At 63.5% G+C, this 20,565-nt stretch carries 13 protein-coding genes; 3 read left to right on the top strand and 10 right to left on the bottom strand.

What is annotated here, in order from left to right; translation table 11 throughout:
* Positions 1-193: 193 nt before the first annotated feature.
* Together HDE76_RS16740 and HDE76_RS16735 are read left to right on the top strand one after the other, a co-directional pair.
* A complete protein-coding gene (locus HDE76_RS16740; RefSeq protein WP_184509180.1) occupies positions 194-3,367 on the top strand; it encodes an efflux RND transporter permease subunit in 3,174 nt (1,057 codons plus the stop codon).
* 444 nt (positions 3,368-3,811) lie between these two features.
* The gene (locus HDE76_RS16735) at positions 3,812-6,985 is read left to right on the top strand and encodes an efflux RND transporter permease subunit (RefSeq protein WP_184509178.1); all 3,174 of its coding nucleotides are present in this window, start codon (positions 3,812-3,814) and stop codon (positions 6,983-6,985) included.
* A gap of 183 nt (positions 6,986-7,168) precedes the next feature.
* Here the strand turns inward: HDE76_RS16735 and HDE76_RS16730 are convergent, their stop codons facing one another.
* From HDE76_RS16730 to HDE76_RS16685, 10 genes are all read right to left on the bottom strand, one after another.
* Positions 7,169-7,651, bottom strand: a complete 483-nt coding sequence (locus HDE76_RS16730) for a DUF3617 family protein (protein ID WP_184509176.1) — start codon at positions 7,649-7,651, stop codon at positions 7,169-7,171.
* Between the two features lie 110 nt (positions 7,652-7,761).
* Positions 7,762-9,807, bottom strand: a complete 2,046-nt coding sequence (locus HDE76_RS16725; RefSeq protein WP_184509174.1) for an alkaline phosphatase family protein — start codon at positions 9,805-9,807, stop codon at positions 7,762-7,764.
* Between the two features lie 208 nt (positions 9,808-10,015).
* Complete coding sequence (locus HDE76_RS16720) at positions 10,016-11,665, bottom strand: multicopper oxidase domain-containing protein (protein ID WP_184509172.1); 1,650 nt, start codon at positions 11,663-11,665, stop codon at positions 10,016-10,018.
* Between the two features lie 197 nt (positions 11,666-11,862).
* Positions 11,863-13,326, bottom strand: coding sequence for an MATE family efflux transporter (locus tag HDE76_RS16715; RefSeq protein WP_184509170.1), 1,464 nt, complete (start codon positions 13,324-13,326; stop codon positions 11,863-11,865).
* Between the two features lie 143 nt (positions 13,327-13,469).
* Positions 13,470-13,991 carry an acyloxyacyl hydrolase gene (locus HDE76_RS16710; RefSeq protein WP_179478845.1) on the bottom strand — a complete coding sequence of 174 codons (522 nt, stop codon included), beginning with the start codon at positions 13,989-13,991 and terminating at the stop codon, positions 13,470-13,472.
* A gap of 127 nt (positions 13,992-14,118) precedes the next feature.
* Positions 14,119-15,645 (bottom strand): DHA2 family efflux MFS transporter permease subunit, encoded by a 1,527-nt coding sequence (locus tag HDE76_RS16705; protein ID WP_179478843.1) that lies wholly within the window; start codon positions 15,643-15,645, stop codon positions 14,119-14,121.
* An 88-nt stretch (positions 15,646-15,733) separates the two neighbouring features.
* Positions 15,734-16,852, bottom strand: a complete 1,119-nt coding sequence (locus HDE76_RS16700; protein WP_255457750.1) for an HlyD family efflux transporter periplasmic adaptor subunit — start codon at positions 16,850-16,852, stop codon at positions 15,734-15,736.
* Between the two features lie 147 nt (positions 16,853-16,999).
* Positions 17,000-18,490 carry an efflux transporter outer membrane subunit gene (locus HDE76_RS16695; protein WP_179478839.1) on the bottom strand — a complete coding sequence of 497 codons (1,491 nt, stop codon included), beginning with the start codon at positions 18,488-18,490 and terminating at the stop codon, positions 17,000-17,002.
* Between the two features lie 26 nt (positions 18,491-18,516).
* Complete coding sequence (locus HDE76_RS16690; protein ID WP_184509166.1) at positions 18,517-18,993, bottom strand: MarR family transcriptional regulator; 477 nt, start codon at positions 18,991-18,993, stop codon at positions 18,517-18,519.
* Positions 18,994-19,069: 76 nt separating this feature from the next.
* Positions 19,070-19,321 (bottom strand): hypothetical protein, encoded by a 252-nt coding sequence (locus tag HDE76_RS16685; RefSeq protein WP_184509164.1) that lies wholly within the window; start codon positions 19,319-19,321, stop codon positions 19,070-19,072.
* Positions 19,322-19,543: 222 nt separating this feature from the next.
* Between HDE76_RS16685 and HDE76_RS16680 the strand changes: the two genes are divergently transcribed.
* On the top strand, positions 19,544-20,356 hold the full coding sequence (locus HDE76_RS16680) for a helix-turn-helix transcriptional regulator (protein WP_184509162.1): 813 nt from the start codon (positions 19,544-19,546) through the stop codon (positions 20,354-20,356).
* Positions 20,357-20,565 lie beyond the last annotated feature (209 nt).

The raw sequence follows: 20,565 nt of genomic DNA, 5'->3' as shown, positions 1-20,565 counted from the left end.
GAAGCAACACGAACAGGGACGTTCACCCCTGCCTTTCGACAGGGTGAGGACTTAAGGCACATACGTTTGCGCACGCCGACAGGCATAAAGTCGGCATGATCGATACGCATGCCGCTGCCGCACGCCCTTTTACGTCCGCGAAGGTGTTCGCCGGCGTCGGCTCGCCGCTATGCTTGCAGGCCACGGAAGTGCCATGAATATTTTCGCCCCCATGATTCGCCGCCCTGCCGGCACTTCGCTACTCGCGATCGGCCTGGTGCTGGCCGGTATCTGCGCCTATTTTCTGCTCGGCGTGGCGGCGCTGCCGTCGTTCGAGCTGCCGGTCGTTTTCGTGCAGGCCGCACAGCCCGGTGCCAGCGCACAGACCATGGCCAGTACGGTGCTGGCGCCGCTGGAGCGGCATCTGGGTCAGATTCCCGGCATCGACGAAATGTATGGCAATGCCACGGAAGGTTCGGCAACCGTGCTGGTGCGCTTTCATTTTGGGCGCGATACCGATAAAGCCGCGCGCGATGTGCAGGCTGCGATCAACGCCGCACAGGCGGATCTGCCGGTTCTGCCGAGCCCGCCGCAGTACTTCAAGGCGGACACGGCATCGATTCCGATTTTGCTGGTGACGCTGAAATCCGACGGCCTGCCGATCGACAAACTCTACGATCTCACCGATACCTTGCTACAGCCGGCGATGGCGCAGATTCCGGGCGTGGCCCAGGTGCAGGTGTTCGGCGGCACGCCGCACGCGGTGCGCATCGATCTGGACATGCATGCGCTGGCCGCCAAGAACCTCACCGCCAACGACATCAGCAACGTGCTGATCGCAGCCAATGTGTCCTCGCCGCAGGGCGTGCTCTCGGACGGGCACACGCAGATGACGGTGACAGCGAACGACGCCCTGCAGACGCCCGAGGACTTCGCCAAGCTGCTGATCTCCGACATCAACGGCGTGCCGGTGCGCATGTCCGACGTGGCCAAGGTCTACAGTGGCGAACAGGATAAATACCAGGGCGCCTGGTTCAACGGCAGCAAGACCGTGGCCATGCAGATCAGCAAGCGTCCGGAGGCCAACGCGGTCGCCACGGTCGAAGCGATCCGCGCCAAGCTGCCACAGCTGCGCGCCGCGCTGCCGGCCAATATCACCATCACGCCGATCTTCGATCTCACGCAGACCACCAAGTCGGCGCTGCACGAGGTGGAGGTCGCGCTCGCGATCAGTATCGTGCTGGTGATGCTGGTGATGCTGGTCTTTCTGCGCCGCCTGCGGCCTACGCTGATCGCCACGCTTAGCGTGCCGCTCTCGCTGGCCGGCGCCTTCGTGGTGATGTGGGTACTGGGCTATACGCTCAACACGTTGTCGCTGGTGGCACTGGTGCTGTGCATCGGCTTCGTCGTCGACGACGCGATCGTGGTGATCGAGAACATCGTGCGGCATATGGAGCACGGTGAAGAGGCATTGGAGGCATCGCTGGTCGGTGTCAGCGAAATCGGCTTTACAGTGATTTCGATCACGCTGTCGCTGATTGCGGTGTTTGCGCCGCTGCTGTTCGGCAACAGTATTCTGGTACTGCTGCTGCGCGAATTTTCTGTCACGCTGACCGCCGCGGTGGTGATCTCCGCGCTCGTATCGCTGACCTTGACGCCTGCGTTGTGCGGCCTGCTGCTGAAACAGGATGCGCATGGCATCGTGCGCCAGCCCTCGCGCATCGAGCAGGCGATGGAGCGCTTCGACCGCAGCCTGCACCATCGCTACGAGCGCGCGCTGGACTGGGCCATGCGCCATCGCCGGTTGATGCGCTGGCAGCCGCTGCTGCTGCTGGTGTTGACCATGGTGCTGGCCGTTGCCGTAGTGAAAACCGCTGGCGGCACCTTTATGCCCGACGAGGACACCGGCCAGCTTCAGGTCGATCTCACGGCGGATACCAATATCTCGCCGACCTTGTTGGCCGAGCGCGTCAAGCATGCGGCCAGCATCATCCAGGCCGAACCCGATGTGGTCGACGTTCTCAGCATCCTCGGCGCCAACGGCGGCGGCAACGGTGCCGTCGGCAATAGCGGCAGCATGTTCGTGGATCTCAAGCCGCGCGGCAGCGGTGCCGGTGAGCGCCATGAAAATATCAAGGTGCTGATTGATCGACTCGGCAAGAAACTCGACGCCTTGCCCAACATGCGCGTTGAAGTCTCGCCGGTGCAGTTTCTCGGCGGTGGCGGCAGCGGAGACAACGCCGGCCAGTACGAATTCCAGCTGGTCAGTTCCGACGGTGGCGACCTGCAGCCGTGGACGCTGAAATTGGTACATCAGCTGCGCATCATGAAACAGCTGCGTGACGTCAGCAGCAACTTCGATCAGGTCGGCAAGCAGCAGATGATCGAGGTCGATCGCGATGCGGCCAGCCGGCTGCAGGTCAGCATGGGCGACATCGACTCGGTGCTGCAGAACTCGTTCGGCCAGCGTCAGGTGTCGGTGATCTATTCCGACCTCAACCAGTATCGCGTAGTGCTCAACTCCGCCGCGGCCGAATCGATCAGCGCGCAGGCCCTGCTCAACAGCTACGTGCGCAACACACAGGGCAGCATGATTCCGCTATCGGCGATGGCCAGCATTGCGCCCAGCCTCACGCCGACGCGCATCCGCCACCACAACCAGATGGAAGTGTCGACCATCAACTACAACCTGGCCAAGGACGTGACCCAGGACAAGGGCATCGCGCTGATCAATCAGGCGGCCACGATCGTGCAACTGCCCGAAGGTATGCGCGTGGATTTCACCGGCGCCAACCAGAACCTGCAACAGGCCGAAAGCAACGGCTATATCCTGATCGTGGGCGCTATCGTGGCGATGTACATCGTGCTCGGCATTCTCTACGAAAGCCTCGGCCATCCGCTGACGATTCTTTCCACGCTGCCGGCCGCCGGCGCGGGGGCGTTTCTCGCGCTGCTGGTCACGCAGACGCAGATCAGCCTGATGGCGATCATTGCCATTCTCATGCTGATCGGCATCGTGAAAAAGAATGCGATCCTGATGGTCGACTTTGCGCTAGTTGCCGAACGCGAGCGTGGCTTGCCGGCACCCGAGGCGATCCGCGAGGCGGCGCTGGTGCGTTTTCGTCCGATCACCATGACGACCCTGGTGGCGATGGGCGCGGCGTTGCCCTTGGCGATCGGTTTCGGCGTGGGCTCGGAGATGCGCCAGCCGCTGGGTATCGCGATTGTCGGCGGTTTGCTGGTGTCGCAGCTGCTGACGTTGTTGAGTACGCCGGCGATTTATCTGTGGAATCACGATCGAAAGATTCGCAAGGCGGCGCGGATGGAACGACGCGCCGCGAAGAAGCGGCTCAAAGCCTTGGGTAAGCCGGCGCAAGCCGGGGTCTGAAGAAAATCCGATCGTCTCGCTGAGCGCGTAGCGGGAGAGCTTGCTGTCGTTGATGTCGATCAAAAGCAGAGCTTCCTCTGTGGCACCAGGAGTAAGTGATGCAGCATCGAGGCGCGGCTAGCGAATAGCCTCGATCGCCATGCCGAGACCGCGTACCACTCCCGTCGTCGCAGCTTACGCGGTGCTCGATCGTGCGTTGCAGCGCCACAGATCTGATGGCGCCCCCGGAAGAGGGTTGACGGAGTGGCTGCGCAGAGAAGTTGTATGGGTGCGCGACCCCTGCCTTTCGACAGGGTAAGGACTTAAGGCACATACGCCATGGCTGTCCGACAGGCATAACGCCGGTATGATCGAGACGCGCGCCATGGCCACTGACACTCTGCCCGTGGCGAAGGGATTCACACGTGGCGGCTCGCCGCCAGGGTTGTCGGCCAAGAAAGCGCCATGAATATCTTTGCCCCCATGATTCGCCGCCCAGCCGGCACTTCGCTGCTTGCCCTGGGCTTGATACTCGCAGGCATCTGCGCCTACTTGCTGCTTGGCGTAGCCGCACTGCCATCGCTCGAGTTTCCGGGCGTTTACATAGTGGTGCAGCAGCCGGGGGCGAGCGCGCAGACGATGGCGTCTACCGTGGTGGCGCCGCTGGAACGCCACCTGAGCCAGATTCCCGGCATCGATGAAATGCATTCGGAGAGCAACGAAGGGGCGGCGTTCGTGCAGATCCGCTTTAATCTCGGCCGCAACGCGGACAAGGCCGCCCTCGACGTGCAGGCGGCGATCAATGCCGCAGCGCCCGATATGCCCAGCGACCTGCCGGCGCCGCCGCAATATTTCAAATTCGACACCTCGCAGATTCCGGTGCTGCTGGTTGCGCTGACCTCGACCAGCCTGCCGCCGGAAAAACTGTACGACCTCACGGATACCCTGCTTAGGCCGGCGATGGCGCAAATTCCTGGCGTAGCGCGTGTGCAGGTGGGTGGCGGCTCGCCGCACGCGGTGCGCATCGCCCTGGATACGGACGCGCTGGCCGCCAAGGGGCTTACCGCCAACGATGTCAGCAATGCGCTGATCGCCGCCAATGTCAGCTCGCCGCAAGGAACCTTGAGCGACGGCCATACCCAGACCACGCTGATCGCCAACGACGCTTTGCACGAGTCGGGCGAATTCGCCGATCTGTTGATCGCGATGACGAAGGGCGTGCCGGTGCGTATGTCGGATGTGGCGACCATCAGCAGCGGCCAGCAGGATCAATACCAGGGCGCCTGGTTCAACGGTCAGCGCACGGTGATCCTCAATATCAGCAAGCGGCCAGAAGCGAACTCGGTGGCCACCGCCGCCGCGATTCGCGCCAAGCTGCCGCAGCTGCGCCAATGGCTGCCGGCGGACGTGCAGCTTACGCCCATGTTCGATCTCACCCAGACCACCAAGTCGGCCCTGCAGGAGGTTAAGGTGGCCTTGTTGATCAGCATCGTAATGGTGGTGCTGGTGATGCTGGTCTTCCTGCGCCGACTGCGGCCGACGTTGATCGCCACGCTCAGCGTGCCGCTCTCGCTGGCCGGCGCGTTCGTAGTGATGTGGGCCTTCGGCTATACGTTGAACACGCTGTCGCTGGTGGCGCTGGTGCTGTGCATCGGTTTCGTGGTGGACGACGCGATCGTGGTGATCGAGAACATCGTGCGGCACATGGAGCACGGCCAGACTCCGCTGGAGGCCTCATTGAACGGCACCCGCGAGATCGGCTTCACGGTGATCTCGATCACGCTATCGCTGATCGCCGTGTTCGCGCCGCTGCTGTTCGGCAACAACCTGCTGGTGAAGCTGCTGCGCGAGTTCTCGGTCACCTTGACTGCGGCTGTCGTGATCTCGGCCCTGGTGTCGCTGACCCTGACGCCGGCGCTGTGCGCCAGTTATCTCAAGTTCGAACACGCCGGCGAGCACCAACCCGGACGTTTGGAACGCGCGCTGGAACGCTTCGATCGTGGTCTGCACCATCGCTACGAGCGCGCGCTGGACTGGGCCATGCGCCATCGCCGGCTGATGCGCTGGCAGCCGCTGCTGCTGCTGCTCCTGACCGCAGCGTTGGGCGTTGCGGTAGTGAAAACGGCTGGCGGTGCCTTCATGCCGGAGGAGGACACCGGCTTGCTGCAGGCGCAGATCCAGGCCGACGCCAATATTTCGCCGAAGTTGTTGAACGAACGCGTGAAGCAGGTCGGTGCCATCGCCCAGGCCGACCCGGCGGTATTCGATGCCACCACCATCCTCGGCAACGACAACGGGCCTGGCGGCGCGGTCGGCAGTAACGGCACGATGTATATCGACCTCAAGCCCAAGGGCAGCGGCCCGGGGCAGCGCCGCGAAAGCGCCAAGGTGGTGCTGGCGCGATTGAGCGAGCGCTACCAGAAACTGGCGGACGTCGGGGTGTACCTGAATCCGGTGCAGTTTCTCGGCGGTGGTAGCGGCAACAATCGCGGCGGCCAGTATTCCTTTCAGCTGATCGACAGCAGTGGCGGCGATCTGCAGCCGGTGTCGCTCAAGGTAGAGCGGCTGATGCGCATGCACAAAGAGCTGCGCGATATCAGCAGCGACTTCGACAGCGTCGGCAAGCAGCAGTTGCTGAGGATCGATCGCGACGCCGCCGCGCGGCTGCAGGTGAGCGTGGGCACGATCGATTCGGCGCTATACAACTCTTTCGGGCAACGGCAGGCGTCGATCATTTACTCGGACATCAACCAATATTGGGTGGTACTTACATCAACCGCCGCCGAGCGGATCAGCCCGGAAACCCTGCTCGACCTCTACGTGCGCAATACGCAGGGCCAGATGGTTCCGTTGTCCGCGCTAGCCCATATCGAACCCAATCTCGCACCTACCCTGATCACCCATGAAGACCAGCAGCAGGCCTCGGAAATTCACTACAACCTCGCGCCGGGCATCACCCAGGACAAGGGCGTGGCGCTGGTGCAGCAGATCGCGGCGGCAGCCGATCTGCCGGGAGAAGTGCGGCTCGATTTCACTGGCGAGAACCAGCGCCTGCAGCAGGCGCAGTCCAACGGCATGATCCTGCTGCTGGCGGCGATCGTCGCGATGTACATCGTGCTGGGCATCTTGTACGAAAGCCTGGGTCATCCGCTGACGATTCTCTCGACGCTGCCCGCCGCCGGCGCGGGCGCGTTTTTGGCGATGCTGGTGACGCATACGCAGCTCAGCCTGATGGCGATCATTGCCATTCTCATGCTGATCGGTATCGTGAAAAAGAATGCGATCCTGATGGTCGACTTCGCCTTGGTCGGCGAACGCGAACGCGGCCTGCCGGCACCCGAGGCGATCCGCGAGGCGGCGCTGGTGCGTTTCCGTCCGATCACCATGACGACTCTGGTGGCGATGGGCGCGGCGTTGCCCTTGGCGATCGGTTTCGGCGTGGGCTCGGAGATGCGCCAGCCGCTGGGTATCGCGATTGTCGGTGGCTTGCTGGTGTCGCAGCTGCTGACGTTGCTGAGTACGCCGGCGATCTATCTGTGGAATCACGATCGAAAGATTCGCAAGGCGGCGCGGATGGAGCGCCGCGCGGCGAAGCGCCGCCTCAAGGCGATGGGTAAGTCCGCGCAAGCCGCGGGTTGAAGCCATCCCTGTTGCGTTGCTTTGCAAGCAGAGCTTTTACCCTTCGGCGAAGGACGAAAGCTCTGCTGCAAAAAAGACATCAACGGGGAAAAGTAAAGTGAATCTTTACCCAGGCTCTCCCCCAATAGAGCCTGGGAGGGGTGATTACATTCGATGATTCGAGAGAATCACCGCAAACAAAACTCAGTCGCTCGGACTGGTGCAAGCCGCGTAGCGCTTTCCTTCCACGCGCACCACCTCCCCCTCCCCCTCCATCGCGACACTCGCCACATAATGCTCCGGCGAATCGAAATCCACGCGGCCCTTGCCGGTCGTCGACGTATTCCCCGGACAACTCAACGACCAGTCCAGCGCCGTGCTGCGGCGGCGCTGATCGTGGCGCAGGCACTTGGTCTGATTCGGTACGTCGATAGTGGCGAACTCGACCCAGGGGTCGGCCCCTTCGTCGACGCAGTGCCAGGTGGTTTTCGGCTGGCCGACGATCTGGCCGTGACTGACGATGCGGGTGACGATTTTCCACAGGCCGGGCATGGCCTGAAAGTCGCCTGGGTCGGCAAGGGTGGCAGTGCTGACGAGCGCGGCAGTAAGAAATAGAAGAACGATAAAGCGGCGACGGACATCGGAATTTTGCAGTCTGCGTCGGCTGTGTCGAATCGGTCGATGCATGATGAAGTGTTCTCCGTTGACAAAAACAAAGCAGGCCCCGGGCATGCCCGGGGCCTTTGCGCGGTTCGCTTCAGCAGAACCCTCAGCAGAAACCGCGCGGTGTTACTTCATCAGTTTTGCGTGCCGTCCTGCACGGCAGCAGTAGTCCAGCCGCCGCGCGAGAAGTCGAACATGTCCATCAGGTTGCCGATGGCCGGCGCGTTGACGGGCACGTACGGGTTGCCTCGCAAAGCGATCGGGTTTGGCAAGTTGTCGCGGCTGCGCGGGGAGATGGTGGCGTCCAGTCCCCAGTTGGCTTCGACGAATTTGTCGAACGAAACGTGGTCGTAGTATGTGTGCACCACGCGGCCGCCCTGCGAGTATTTCGAGATCACCAGCAGCGGAATGCGCGTGCCGTCGCCGAAGAAGTCGATCGGCTGCACGTAACCGGAGTCGTAGTAGCCGCCGCCTTCGTCCATGGTCACCATGATGACGGTGTCGTTCCATACCGCCGGATTGGCCTTGGCCATGTCGACGATCTTCTTGACGTAGCCCTCGAACAGTTCGAGCTTCGACGAGGCCGGATGGCCGTCCAGAATGCCGTCGGGTTTGGCGATGGAGACGGCGGGCAACGTGCCGTTCTGGATATCGGTGTAGAGGTCGTTGATATCCTGATTCTTGGCGCGCAAGGTCGGATTGGTCATGATCTGGGTGGAGTAGAGGAACGGATCGCAGATGTTGCAGAAAGTGCCTGCCTCACCGTTTTCCTTGCCGTCGCCCCAGCCTTCGCCGTAGTACTTCCAGCTGACGTTGTGCTTGCTCAGCAGCAGAGCGATGTTGTCCTGCTTGGTCGGCGGAATGGTGAACTGCGTGCTGCCCAGCGGTGCGGGCGTGCCATCGCCCATGTAGCCGGGGTTGTAGTTGTTGACCAGGTAATAGGCACCCGGTTTGCAGTCGGTGCCGCGGAAGGTGCGGTACGGCAGTGATTTGAGATAACCCTTTACCGCCGCCACGCCGGGCTGGGTGTCGTCCGCGCAGTTGACGTAGGAGCCGCCGCCGTAGCCGTCCTGTACCCACCAGTTGTTCGTGCCGGACTGCGAGTTGGGGTTTTCGATCTGGTTGCCTGGTGGTGCGGTGGGGCTGCCGTTGGCATCGGCGTAGAAAATCGGGTTGCCGTAGCCGAGCATGATGTGGTTCGCGCCCGTGCCGCCCATCACCGATTGATGGAAGTTGTCGCTCAGCGTGTAGGTTTTCGCCAGCTCGGCGAAGTAGGGCGCATCGCCCTTGGCCACGTTGAGAAACTGCATGGCGGTGGAGCCTTCGCCCGTGCTTTCGTTGGTGAAGTTGGCCGGCTGCGCGACGCCGTTGTTGCCGGCACCCATGGTCGTCTCTACCCACGGGAAGAGATCGGCACGGCAGCCGCTGGGGTTTTTCGCGGTGGCGCTCTGCATGCTGCAGTCGAGTTGCTGCCACATTTGAAAGAAGCGATGCACCGGGCTGTTGGCGTAGTCGTCGTAGCTGATCGACGCGTGCATGTCGACCGGCGCGTTGGCCAGCTGCGTGGGGAAACGTGTGTCGACCACATCGTTGGGCAGGCCGGTGCCGCCTTCGGCGAGCTCTTGATAGGCGTCGCTCGGCAGCGCGGGTTCGACCGACTGTGCCTGTGCGGCGGAAGAGAACGGCGCCTGCGTCGGCGCGCCGCCGGTGTTCATCGGCGGCAGCGTGGCGAACGGTGCGGTGTGCGTAGGCGTGTTGGAATATTTGCCCGTCTGTGATGCCTGCCACTGCTGAGCCTTGGCCACGTTGGGTCCCGGTGTGCCGTCGGCGTTGACGATGCCTTCGGACAGCAGGTTGTTGATGCTCTGGCCCTTGGGCGGCGTGTAGGTGGCGAAGACATGGTCGAAGGTGCGGTTCTCACCGATCAGCAGAATCACGTGCTTGATCGGGGTGCGGGTATACCCGCTGCGATCGCCGCCTTGGCCGGGATTGTGGAGGGTGACGATGCCGCCGGGCAGGCCCGCCTGGTGTCTGGAGGCGGCCGCGGGTACGCCCTGACGGAACGCGGCGTCTTTGTCTGGTGGGGTGGTGCTCTGGGCGCTGACGATACCGGCGATGGTGACGGTCAGCAGGCCGAGCAACAGTGGTTTGTAGTGCTTGCGATGAATCGGTAAGCGCATGGCTTTGTCTCCTGCAGTGGCAACAGTGCTGCAATCGAATCGTTTCCCCCTGATTCGTAACCGCGGGCCTTGCCGGCGCGACGGTCGGCGGGAGTCTGGGCCGGCAAGATGACGTTGCGTTGGCGCTTGTGCGACAGCCGGCGAGCCTTGGATGACGGCGCGGCGACAGCGCAAGAAACTTCGCATCGATTCGCAGGAAAAGGCGATTTCAAGCGGGCAAAAGCTCGTAGGGCCGCATCATTTCGTTGTCCTCGTGCTCGAGGAAGTGGCAGTGCCATACGTAGCGGCCGGGCTCGCCGTCGAAGCGCATGGCGATGCGGGTGACCATGCCGGCGTCGGCGCGCACGGTATCCTTCCAGCCCGTTTCATGCGGTGGCGGTGGCTGCGCAGGGCCGGTGTATTTGACGATGCGATGTGCGTTCCAGGCGAACAGGTCGAACGGTCGGCGATCGATGATCTGAAAACGCACCAGATGCAGATGGATCGGATGCGCGTCGCCAGTGATGTTGACGAAGCTCCAGGTTTCGGTGGTGTGCTGCCGAGGTTTTTCGCTGATCGGATCGGACCACATCTTGCCGTCCAGCAGCATCGTCATGGCGTTGCCACCGGCGTCGTCCTGCTCGCCGAGGGCGAGCTGGCGATGCTGCACGGCGCTGGCCGGATCGATGCGCGGCACCGGCCGCAGCGCCGCCGGCAGCGCCGAGGTATCGTGCCCGCCGCGATCGCGCACGCGAAATTCCAGAATGCCTTCGGACTGTTGGCGCAGCTGCAACGATTGGCCGTCCAGTCCGGAGAAGTCGATAACCACGTCGGCACGCTCGGCCGGGTACAGCTGGATATGTGAGCGTTCCAGCGGTGCGGTGAGCAGGCCCTGATCGCTGGCGATCTGCTGGAAGGGATGATCGTGCGAGAGCGACAGATCGAAGAAACTGGTGTTGGCCACGTTCACCAGGCGCAGCCGATAGCGTCGCGGTTCGACCTCGAAGTAGGGATACAGCTTGCCATTGCACAGCACGGCGTTGCCGTGGCATTCCGACACCCATGGCGCGGAGGGATCGTCGGACACCGGGTAGTACAGCTGCCCATCCTTCGCGATCAGCCGGTCGCACAGCATCAGCGGCAGGTCGTAATCGCCCGAGGGCAGGTTGAGCGCCAGCTCCTCGGCATCGCGCACAGTGAAGGCGCCAAACAATCCGGCGTAGATGTTGAGCCGGGTGATGCCCATCGCGTGATCGTGGTACCACAGCGTGGCCGCGTCCTGCACGCCGGGGTAGTGGTATTGCAGGGATTTACCCGGCACGTACCAGTCTTCCGGCCAGCCGTCGCTGCCGGCCGGTACGCGCGCGCCGTGCACGTGTGTGACCGCGCGTACGAGCGGCTTGTCCTTTTCCGCACCGTGGATGGTGTGATCGATCGGCAGAAAGTGCGTGGTCGGCAGGTTGTTGGCCCACTCGATCAGCAGCGGCTCGCCGCGCGTGGTCTGGATGGTTGGGCCGGGTGAGCTGCCGTTGTAGCCCCACTGCGGCGTAGGCGGCAGATCGCGGTGCAGTCTGGATCGAAACGCCTGCATCTGCATGCGATAGAGCGGCAGCGTACGGCCGGGATACGCCGGATGCGTACGTTGCCCGGCGGCGCGCGCGATCGGTGGCACCGGCAGCGCATCGACGAATTTGCTCAGTGAGGTCGGGTTGAGCAGCGGCACCTTCGGCGCCGTCAGCTGCGGCATTTTCCTATCCGCCGATTTCATCGGCATGGACATGCCGGGTGCTGCGCGTACCGGCCTTAGCGCATCGGTCAGCGCGCAGGCGCCTACCAAGGTGCCTGCGCCCAGCAAAAAGCGGCGACGCGAAAGCGTCATCGGCTCCGGCTCCGCGCATGCGGCCGATCGTTCGCCGCGGCCGTTTTCGCACAGAAGAAAAAAATAGATGCCGGGCGGCCGAACAGAAGTGCAAAAATCATCCGGCCACTCTAGGCAGGCCGAATGACAGTCGCGTGGCAGCTTTATATTGCGGCCCTGCAAAGCGGCCGTTTCTCCACTGAGCGGAAGAACTTTCGTCAGTCGGTAACCGGCATGACTGCCGTGGCCGGCACGCCCTGCCCGGTCGTGGGCGCCTGTTCGGCTGCCGTTGGCCGGAGCATGTGCGCTCGCCGCCAGCCGCCGTAGCGGTAATAGCCGATCGCCATCAGCATCGACACCAGCGAGCCCAGCGGAAAGCTCCACCAGATCGAATCCGCCCCGAGCCGCGACTGCAGCAGCAGTGCGAAGGGCGGCCGGATAAACCACATCGAAATCAGCAGCACGAACAGCGGCGGCCATACCGCCCCGGTGGAGCGCACCACACCGAACAGTACGAAGGTGGCGCCGAAGAACAGGAACGACCATACCGCGATGACGTTCAGATGCATCGCCAGCCGGATCGCTTCGCCGTCGTGCGGAAGAAACAGCCCGAGCGCCGCGCGGTTGAACAGATAAATGATGCCGATTAGTGTGCCGCCCAGCAGAAAATTGTAGATCAGCCCGGTGCGCGCGATGCGGCTGACCCGATCCCACAGCCGCGCGCCGACGTTCTGCGCGGCCATCGACGATACCGCCGCACCGATCGCCATCGCCGGCATCTGCACATACGTCCATAGCTGGCTGGCGGCGCCGTAGGCGGCCACGGTATGCGAACCGTATGCGTTGACGAGACGCATCATCAGGATCGCCGAGCTGGAGATCACGATCATCTGCAGGCCCATCGGCAGGCCTTTGAACACCAGCGCGCGCAGCAGCGCCGGGTCCGGTTTCAGATAGCCCAGTTCGGTGCCGGTCAGCCGCAGAAAATGCTTGCGTCGGTACAGCGTGGCGATGAGCGCAGCCAGCGCGATGATCTGTGCGATCAGCGTGGCGGTAGCCGAGCCGGCGATGCCCATCTTCGGGAACGGCCCAATGCCGAAGATCAGCAGGGGATTGAGTCCGATATCAAGCAGCACGGCCACGCCCATGAAGATCAGCGGCGTCTTCGAGTCGCCGGCGCCGCGCAGCGTCATCATCAGAAAGTTGAGGAAGTACATCGCCGGCATCGCGATAAAGATCACGTGCAGATAGGCGATCGCGAACGGCAGCGCATCGGCCGGCGTGCCGAGCAAGCGCAGAATCGATGCCGTGCCCAGATAGCCCGCCACCGACACCAGCACCGACAGCGCCACAAAGAACCCGGTGCCGGTGCCGACCACGCGCTTGGCCTCGTCGATATTGCGCGCGCCCAGGCTCTGGCCGACCAGAATCGTGCTGGCCATGCTCACGCCGAATACCATGCTGAGCAGCAGAAAGATGATCAGCGACGAATTGCTGCCCGCCGAGAGTGCGGCCTCGCCGAGGTAGTGGCCGATCCACATCGCATTGACCGACGCGTTCAGCGACTGCAGCACGGTGCTGCCGAGAATCGGCAGCGCGAAGAACAGCAATGTCGAAGCGATCGGCCCCGAGGTCAGCGATGCTTTGGCCTTCGAGGCTTGTTGGGGTCGCGGTGAGGACATGGCGATGGTTCCGTAAGGGAGCTGCGCAACCGACGCATCATCGCTCAGTTTGGAACCGAAGGCTCGGGCGCCGCGCCCAAAAAGAAAATCCCCGACGCGAGGCCGGGGATTTCGATATCAGCGAAATAAAGCGGACGAGACGGTCAGAAGCTCACGCCGACCAGCGCCATCGTCTCTCCGCGGTTGGGCTCATGAATGCCTGCGTTGGAAATGTGCCGCAGCTGCAGGCTGAAATGCTTGCCCTGCCAGCCAAACGTGCTGGCAAATTCCAGCGGTCCGCTCAGCCCCGGCGTGCGGCCGGTGTTGTACGTCGGCTGGAAGCTGAAAAACAGATGGCGGTACCAGTCGCCGGGCTGGCCGTACTGGAAGCGGGCGCCGGCGCCGAGCAGAAAGGCGTTGTCGCGGGTGTTCTCGCCTTCGATGCGGTGATTATAAAGATTGCGGCCGTCGATCCAGCCCAGCGAGACGTCCGGCGCCCAGGTGAAGTTGCTGCTGCCGATCGGCTGCGCATCGAATATCCCTTCCACGAAAACAGCCGGCGTGCCGTGGCTGTTGGAGTAGCTGCGGCCGGCTTCGATCTCGAACGTGGCGGCCGCGGCCGGCAGGCTCAAGCCAACGAGGGCAACGGCGAGAGTGGTGCACAGAAGTTTCTGGAAGGGGTGCATTGGCGGGTCCGTGGTTGCGGAAAGAATTCGCGCCATGGTTTTCGATGGCGCGTCGCTTGAAAGTGAATGCTCGCTTACCGTAAGTGCTGTTCGAGTGACGCAACTTCAAGTGTCGATGGCAGGTCCATCAGTGACCGCCGGCGGCCGGGCCGGCCTTTGCCGCAAACGGCGGCCGGGCCAGCCAGATCACCACGATCAGCGAGAAGAAGATCCAACCCAGCAGGTGGAATACCTCGTTGAACGAGATCTGGTAGCCCTGCTGGGTGATCATGTTGTTGATCATCGAGCTGCCCGTGGTCGCGTCGCCGTGTCCGAGCTGGCTGATGGCGGTCTGCGCGGTGGGGCTGTACGGCGTGATGCCTTCGGCCAGCTGCTCGTGATGCACGATGGCGCGACGATCCCACAGAAAGGTGGTGAGCGAGGCGGCGAAGCTGCCGCCCAGCGTGCGCAAGAAGGTGGCCAGTCCCGAACCGGAAGCGATCTCGCTCTGTTTCAGATCCGATAGCAGAATGGTCAGCACCGGCATGAAGAACAACGCCACGCCCAAGCCTTGTACCAGCTGCACCATGGCGACGTGATAGAAGTCGACGTCGAGGTAGAAATCCGAGCGCATGAAGCAGGTGGAGCCCATCACCAGAAACGCGCCGGAGGCCAGCAAGCGCAGGTCGAAGCGTGTAGCGTATTTGCCGACGACGACGGTCAGCAGCACCGGGATGATGCCCAACGGAGCCGTGGCGTAACCCGCCCATGTCGCGGTATAGCCGAGGTTGCGCTGCAACCACTGCGGCACCAGCAGGCCGATCGCGAAGAACGCGGCGTAGGCCAATACCAGCGCCATCGTGCCGTAGCGAAAATTGCGGTGGCGAAACAGTCGCAGATCGACGATCGGGTCCTTGTCGGTCATCTCCCAGATCACGAACACGATCAGTGCAATGGCCGAAATGATGCTGGTGACGATGATGAAGTTGGAGTTGAACCAGTCTTCGTCGTTGCCCTTGTCCAGCACGATCTGCAACGCGCCCACGCCGATGATCAGGGTGACCAGGCCGACGTAGTCGATCTTCGGCCGCTGCAGCTGCTCGATGCGGGCCTTCATCTGGTTGGCCACCACCATGCTGGCGAAGATGCCGATCGGCACGTTGATGAAGAATATCCACGGCCACGAATAGTTGTCGGTGATCAGGCCACCGAGAATCGGGCCGGCGATCGGCGCAACAACCGTGACCATCGCCAGCAGCGCCAGCGCCATGCCGCGTTTTTCCGGCGGGTAGATGCCGATCAGCATGCTCTGCGTGATCGGATACATCGGACCGGCGACCGCACCCTGGATGGCGCGGAACATGATCAACATGCCCATGCTTTGCGAAATGCCGCACAGGAACGAGGTCAGCGCGAACAGCAGGGTGCTCCAGACGAACAGCTTCACCTCGCCGAAGCGGCGCGTGAGAAAGCCCGTCAGCGGCAGCGAGATCGCCATGCTCACCGCGAACGAGGTGATCACCCACGTACTCTGGTCGCTGCTCACGCCGAGGTTGCCGGCGATGGTCGGCAGCGACACGTTGGCGATGGTGGTGTCCAGCACCTGCATGAACGTGGCCAGCGACAGGCCGATCGTGCTCAGCGCAAGGTTGGGTGGACGGAATGCTTCGGCCATGAGGATCTGCGTCAGTGAAGAGTGTCGGGCACGTCGCCATCAGCGGAGAGCGGCACGGCCGCGCTCACGCCGATGGCGAGCGATGCGATCAGTTGTTGCCGGCCATATTGGCGTGAATGACCTTGGCGATTTCCAGGTCGGCATTCGCCAGCTGCTGCTTGTAGACGTCGGTGCTGAACACCGGCTGGGTCGGCGAATGCTGCGACAGGGTCGGACCGTTCTGGTCGTGCAGGCCGACATCCACGGTGACCGACATGCCCAGGCGCAGCGGATGCTGGTCCAGCTGCCGCAGGTCGTCGAAGAACACGCGAACCGGAATGCGCTGCACGATCTTGATCCAGTTGCCGGTGGCGTTCTGCGCCGGCAGCAGCGAGAACGCGCTGCCGGTGCCCACGCCCAGGCTCTCGATGCGACCCTTGTACTTCACCGCACCGCCGTAGACGTCCGAGCTGATTTCCACCGGCTGGCCCAGGCGCATCTTGGTCAGCTGGGTTTCCTTGAAGTTCGCATCGATCCACACCGCGTGCAGCGGTACCACGGCCATCAGCGCCGTGCCCGACATCACGCGCTGGCCGACCTGCACCGAGCGTTTGGCCACATAGCCGTCTACCGGCGCAACCAGGGTCGAGCGTACGTCGTCGAGATAGGCCGAACGCAGCTTGGCGGCAGCCGCCTGCACATCCGGATGCGAGGCGACCACGGTGTCGTCCACCAGCACCTTGTTGCTCTGGTACTGCTGCTGCGACGAGGTCAGGCCGCTCTGCGCGGCGTCCAGCGCGTCGCGGGCATGCGACAGTTCCTCGGCCGAGATCGCGCCGGTTTTGGCCAGCTCGCGCCGGCGGTTGTAGTCGGCGCGCGCCTTCTCCAAGGCGACCATGCGCTGGGCCACGTCGGCCTTGGCGCCATCGACGCTGGCGTAAAGGCCGCGCACTTTGCGCACCGTGTTGGCGAGGTTGGCCTTGGCTTCGGCCACCATCACCTCGGCGTCGCTGGGGTCGAGCTGCACCAACACCTGGCCGGCGTGCACGCGGTCACCGTCGTCGGCGCCGATGCTCACCACCGTGCCGGCCACCTGCGGCGTGACCATCACTACGTTGCCATTGACGTAGGCGTCGTCGGTGCTCTCGTGCCAGCGGCCGTCGAGGAAGTACCACAGCAGCCACGCGATGATACCGAGCACGACGACGACGGCGAGGATGCGCAGCATCAGGCCGCGCGAACTCTTCTTCGGCTTGCTGGTATCGGCGCCGGTCGGCTTGCCGGCGAGCGTGGACTGATCGGGCTTGCCCTGACCAGAGTGGTTTGGATCAGTTTTATTGTTCTGATCGGGTGGTTGGCTGGACATGGTGCTGCCTCAGGAACGTGAAGGGGTAGGGAAAGAAGGGGAGGCGGAGCTGGTCATCGGCTTGGCGTCGTCCTGGCCAGGCAGGCCTTGCGGATGGAAACCGCCGCCCAGCGCCTGGATCAGCTGGACCGAAAGATCGACCTGCTGCGACTGCAGGCCGGCCATCTCGCGCTGCGCGGCGAGCAACTGCTGGCGCACGCTGAGCGCTTCCAGATAGCTGCCGATGCCGGCCTGATAACGCTGCTGCGCCAGCTGCCACGCGCCGTTGGCGGCGTCGATGGCCTGCTGTTGCGCGGTGATCTGATCCTGCAGCGAGCGCAGGCCCGACAGGTCGTTCGCCACGTCGTTGACTGCGCCTACCAGGATCTTGTTGTACTGCGCCACCGCCTCGTCGTACTGCGCGTCCTTGCCGGCGAGGTTGGCGCGCAGGCGGCCGCCGTCGAAAATCGGCAGGCTGATCGACGGCGCCACGCTGAAGAAACGCGCTGGCGCCTGAAACAGGTTGTCACCGCCCAGCACGATCAGGCCGGCGTAGGCGCCGATGCTGACGTTGGGCAGAAACTGCGTCTGTGCGACCTTGATGTTTTTGCTCGCAGCCTCGACGCGCCAGCGCGCGGCCACGAGGTCGGCGCGATGGCCGATCAGATCCACCGGCAGGTTGTCCGGCACCGCGACCGCCGCGGGATTGAGCACTTGCGGCCGGGCGATGGTCAGGCCGCGATCCGGCCCCTTGCCAAGCAATACGGACAGCATCGACTGGGCCGTTTCGATCGAGTGCTTGGCGACAGCTAGCTGTTCGTTGGCGCTGGCGACTTCGGAGTCGCTCTGTTTGAGCTGGATCTGGTTGTCGATACCGGCAGCCACGCGCTGGCGGGTCAGCGTGCGCGCACTGTCGGCGCGGGCCAGTTCGGCCTTGGCCACGTCCTGACCGGCATACGCATAACCCAGCTGCACATAGGCGCGCGCGACGTTTGCCGACACCTCGATGCGCGCCGCGCGGCGTTCGATCTCGTAGGCGCGGGCCTGACCCAGCGCGGCTTCCCACGCGGCGCGCTTGCCGCCCCACAGATCGAGGCTCCAGCTGAAGCTGATGTCGGCGTATTTGAACGGCGCGGCGTGGCCGTTGCCGAGCGGCTGCGCGGTGACCGGCAGGCGTGCGTCGCCCACGCTGCCGCCGGCGTTGATTTTCGGCAGGCGCGCTGCATTGGCGATCCCTGCCTGCGCCTGCGCTTCGCGCGCCCGCGCGTCGGCCATCGCCAGATCGGGGTTGGTCTGCAGCGCTTCCTCGATCAACGCGCTCAGCTGCGGATCGCCCAGCCCGGTCCACCAGTCCTCGCTCGGCCACGCAGCCGGCGACACGTTGAGGCGGGCCAGGCTCTGCTCGGTCTTGAGCGAGTTCGGGTCGGTCAACGTGCCGTCCGAATGCAGGCCGCCGCTGCTGGCGCAACCGGCCAGTGCCAGGGTTAAAGCAGTCGCTGCTGCGAGTCGATGCAGGCGCATGGGTCGAGGTCCAGAAAAGGTAGAGATCAAGGCTTGTCGCGGAGCGTGTTCAGCACGCGCTCCAGGTAATCGTGCAGCTGCGCGCGCTCGGTCGCGTTCAAGCTGCGCTGGGCCGCGGTCATCACGCGGTCGCTGCAGACATAGGCGGTATCGCGCCACATGGTGTGTCCAGCTTCGGTCAGCTCGATGCGAAGGGCGCGGCGATCCTGCGCATGCGGGGTGCGGCGCAGATAGCCCTTGCGCTCCAGATGGTCGAGCTGGCGCGTCATCGCTCCCCCATCCAGTTCCACGGCGCGGGCCAGTTCGGTCGCCGATACCGAACCCAGCTCATGAGACTTTTTGAGGATCAAATACTGGGTAAAGCTCAAATCGACGTTTTTGTCGGCGAATTCCGCCTCGATGGCGCGCACCAGTTCAGCGCGCACCGTCGCCAGCAGCCAGCCGAGAGTGGGTTGGGGCGATGGCTGAGAAGGCACGCTTTCGGGAGGATGGGCTGGTTTCATAAGCCGTGCATTCTATTGCCGGCAATATATTTGTCAAGGCAAATATATGTTTAATTATGTTTGTTTCAGCAAGATTTCATTTATTTGCTCCGTCGTGGGCCATTTCGTCGGCCAGCCAGGTGCGCAGGGCCGGATCGCGTACCTCGAAAAGCTCGAACACGCCCAGGGCACGAAGCGTCGGCAGCTGGGCCAGCAACCGCGGCTCCGTCGCTCGGCGCACCGCCTCGGGCGTGCTCGGATCGAGCATCTGGTGTGCACAGGCAATAAAAGCTTCGAGCGGCGACGCGGCAGGCGTGGCGTTGACAGAGATCAGCTTGATCGGCGGCATGGGCATCCTCGATTCTGGGCATGGCGACCCTGGCGCGCCCTGGCTGAGGCGGGTAGATCCCGCCGGGCGCGGTAGCGCGCTCAGGGGCGGTATGGAAGGAAAGCCGCGAGCGGCGGCAGCGGCCGGCTTTTCCATCGGCACATGCTTGGTGGAACTCACAGCTTAGGCAGCTCGGCGGCAATCTGATAACGTCATTTGGTCAATATGTATCGAGAATCGGCCATGACGTCCAAACAGCAGCTCTATGAACTGATCGAACGGCTCGAAGGTCCGGCGCTGATCGGCTACTGGATCGAGCACGAAGCTGCCAGCGAATACCGCAAAGGCACGCAGACCTACGGCTGGCATCAGCATCTGCGCGGGCAATTTTTCTGCATCGAGAGCGGGCTGGTGCATGTGCATACGAAGCATGGCTCGTGGCTGTTGCCGCCGCATCGCGCCGGCTGGATACCGCCGGGCGAGCCGCATACGGTCAGCGTCAGCGGCGCGATGAGCGGCTGGGGCGTGTTCATCACACCGGCCATCGAGCACGGCTTGCCCGATCATCCTTGCGTCATCGGCGTCAGCGAGTTGACGCGTGCGCTGGTACGCCGTGCCAGTTCGTGGACATGGCAAGCCAGCTTGAACGAGGAACAGGAGCGGGTGATGACGGTGCTGCTCGACGAGATGCGTCGCGCGCCGCGCGAGCCGTTGCACCTGCCGATGCCCTTGGACCGCCGATTGCTGCGCATCGCGCAGGCCGTGCTCGAACAGCCGCAGGACAACCGCAGCCTGGAGGACTGGGCCGCCTGGGCCGGCCTGTCCGCGCGCAGCCTGAGTCGGCTGTTTCGCGTGGAGACCGCACTGAGCTTTGCGCAGTGGCGCCAGCAGGCACGGCTCAGCCGCGGTCTGGAACAGTTGGCGGAAGGCACGTCGGTGGCCACCGTTGCCGATGCGCTGGGTTACGACAGCGTCAGCGCCTTCGTGGCGATGTTCCGGCGCAACTTCGGTCAGCCGCCGGCGCGCTACTTCGCGCACAAGCCGCTATCGGCCTGATCTGTTTGCCCGCAGGCCGGCGTCATCACTCCGTCGTGGACGAACGCCCACTCCTCGCTCCTCAAAGCCGGCGCCATCCATGGCGCCTCCCCGCGTACCCTCGTTCTTCCTTGGCCTGCGGGCAAACAGTTCTCGGCGCGGGCCACGCGGAGACTTTGAACAGGCTCTTAGGCACGACAGCGTCTTGCGGGTTCGCCTCCGATCGATCT

It is taken from the genome of Rhodanobacter sp. ANJX3 (assembly GCF_014200755.1).
GTDB lineage: Bacteria > Pseudomonadota > Gammaproteobacteria > Xanthomonadales > Rhodanobacteraceae > Rhodanobacter.
This window is presented reverse-complemented; position numbering and strand designations above follow the sequence as displayed.

Coding starts and splice junctions, on each gene's coding strand:
- HDE76_RS16680 (WP_184509162.1), top strand. CDS start 19,544: ATGACGTCCAAACAGCAGCTCTATGAACTGATCGAACGGCTCGAAGGT.
- HDE76_RS16710 (WP_179478845.1), bottom strand. CDS start 13,991: ATGCACCCCTTCCAGAAACTTCTGTGCACCACTCTCGCCGTTGCCCTC.
- HDE76_RS16690 (WP_184509166.1), bottom strand. CDS start 18,993: ATGAAACCAGCCCATCCTCCCGAAAGCGTGCCTTCTCAGCCATCGCCC.
- HDE76_RS16685 (WP_184509164.1), bottom strand. CDS start 19,321: ATGCCGCCGATCAAGCTGATCTCTGTCAACGCCACGCCTGCCGCGTCG.
- HDE76_RS16720 (WP_184509172.1), bottom strand. CDS start 11,665: ATGACGCTTTCGCGTCGCCGCTTTTTGCTGGGCGCAGGCACCTTGGTA.
- HDE76_RS16695 (WP_179478839.1), bottom strand. CDS start 18,490: ATGCGCCTGCATCGACTCGCAGCAGCGACTGCTTTAACCCTGGCACTG.
- HDE76_RS16700 (WP_255457750.1), bottom strand. CDS start 16,852: ATGCTGCGCATCCTCGCCGTCGTCGTCGTGCTCGGTATCATCGCGTGG.
- HDE76_RS16740 (WP_184509180.1), top strand. CDS start 194: ATGAATATTTTCGCCCCCATGATTCGCCGCCCTGCCGGCACTTCGCTA.
- HDE76_RS16735 (WP_184509178.1), top strand. CDS start 3,812: ATGAATATCTTTGCCCCCATGATTCGCCGCCCAGCCGGCACTTCGCTG.
- HDE76_RS16705 (WP_179478843.1), bottom strand. CDS start 15,645: ATGGCCGAAGCATTCCGTCCACCCAACCTTGCGCTGAGCACGATCGGC.
- HDE76_RS16730 (WP_184509176.1), bottom strand. CDS start 7,651: ATGCATCGACCGATTCGACACAGCCGACGCAGACTGCAAAATTCCGAT.
- HDE76_RS16725 (WP_184509174.1), bottom strand. CDS start 9,807: ATGCGCTTACCGATTCATCGCAAGCACTACAAACCACTGTTGCTCGGC.
- HDE76_RS16715 (WP_184509170.1), bottom strand. CDS start 13,326: ATGTCCTCACCGCGACCCCAACAAGCCTCGAAGGCCAAAGCATCGCTG.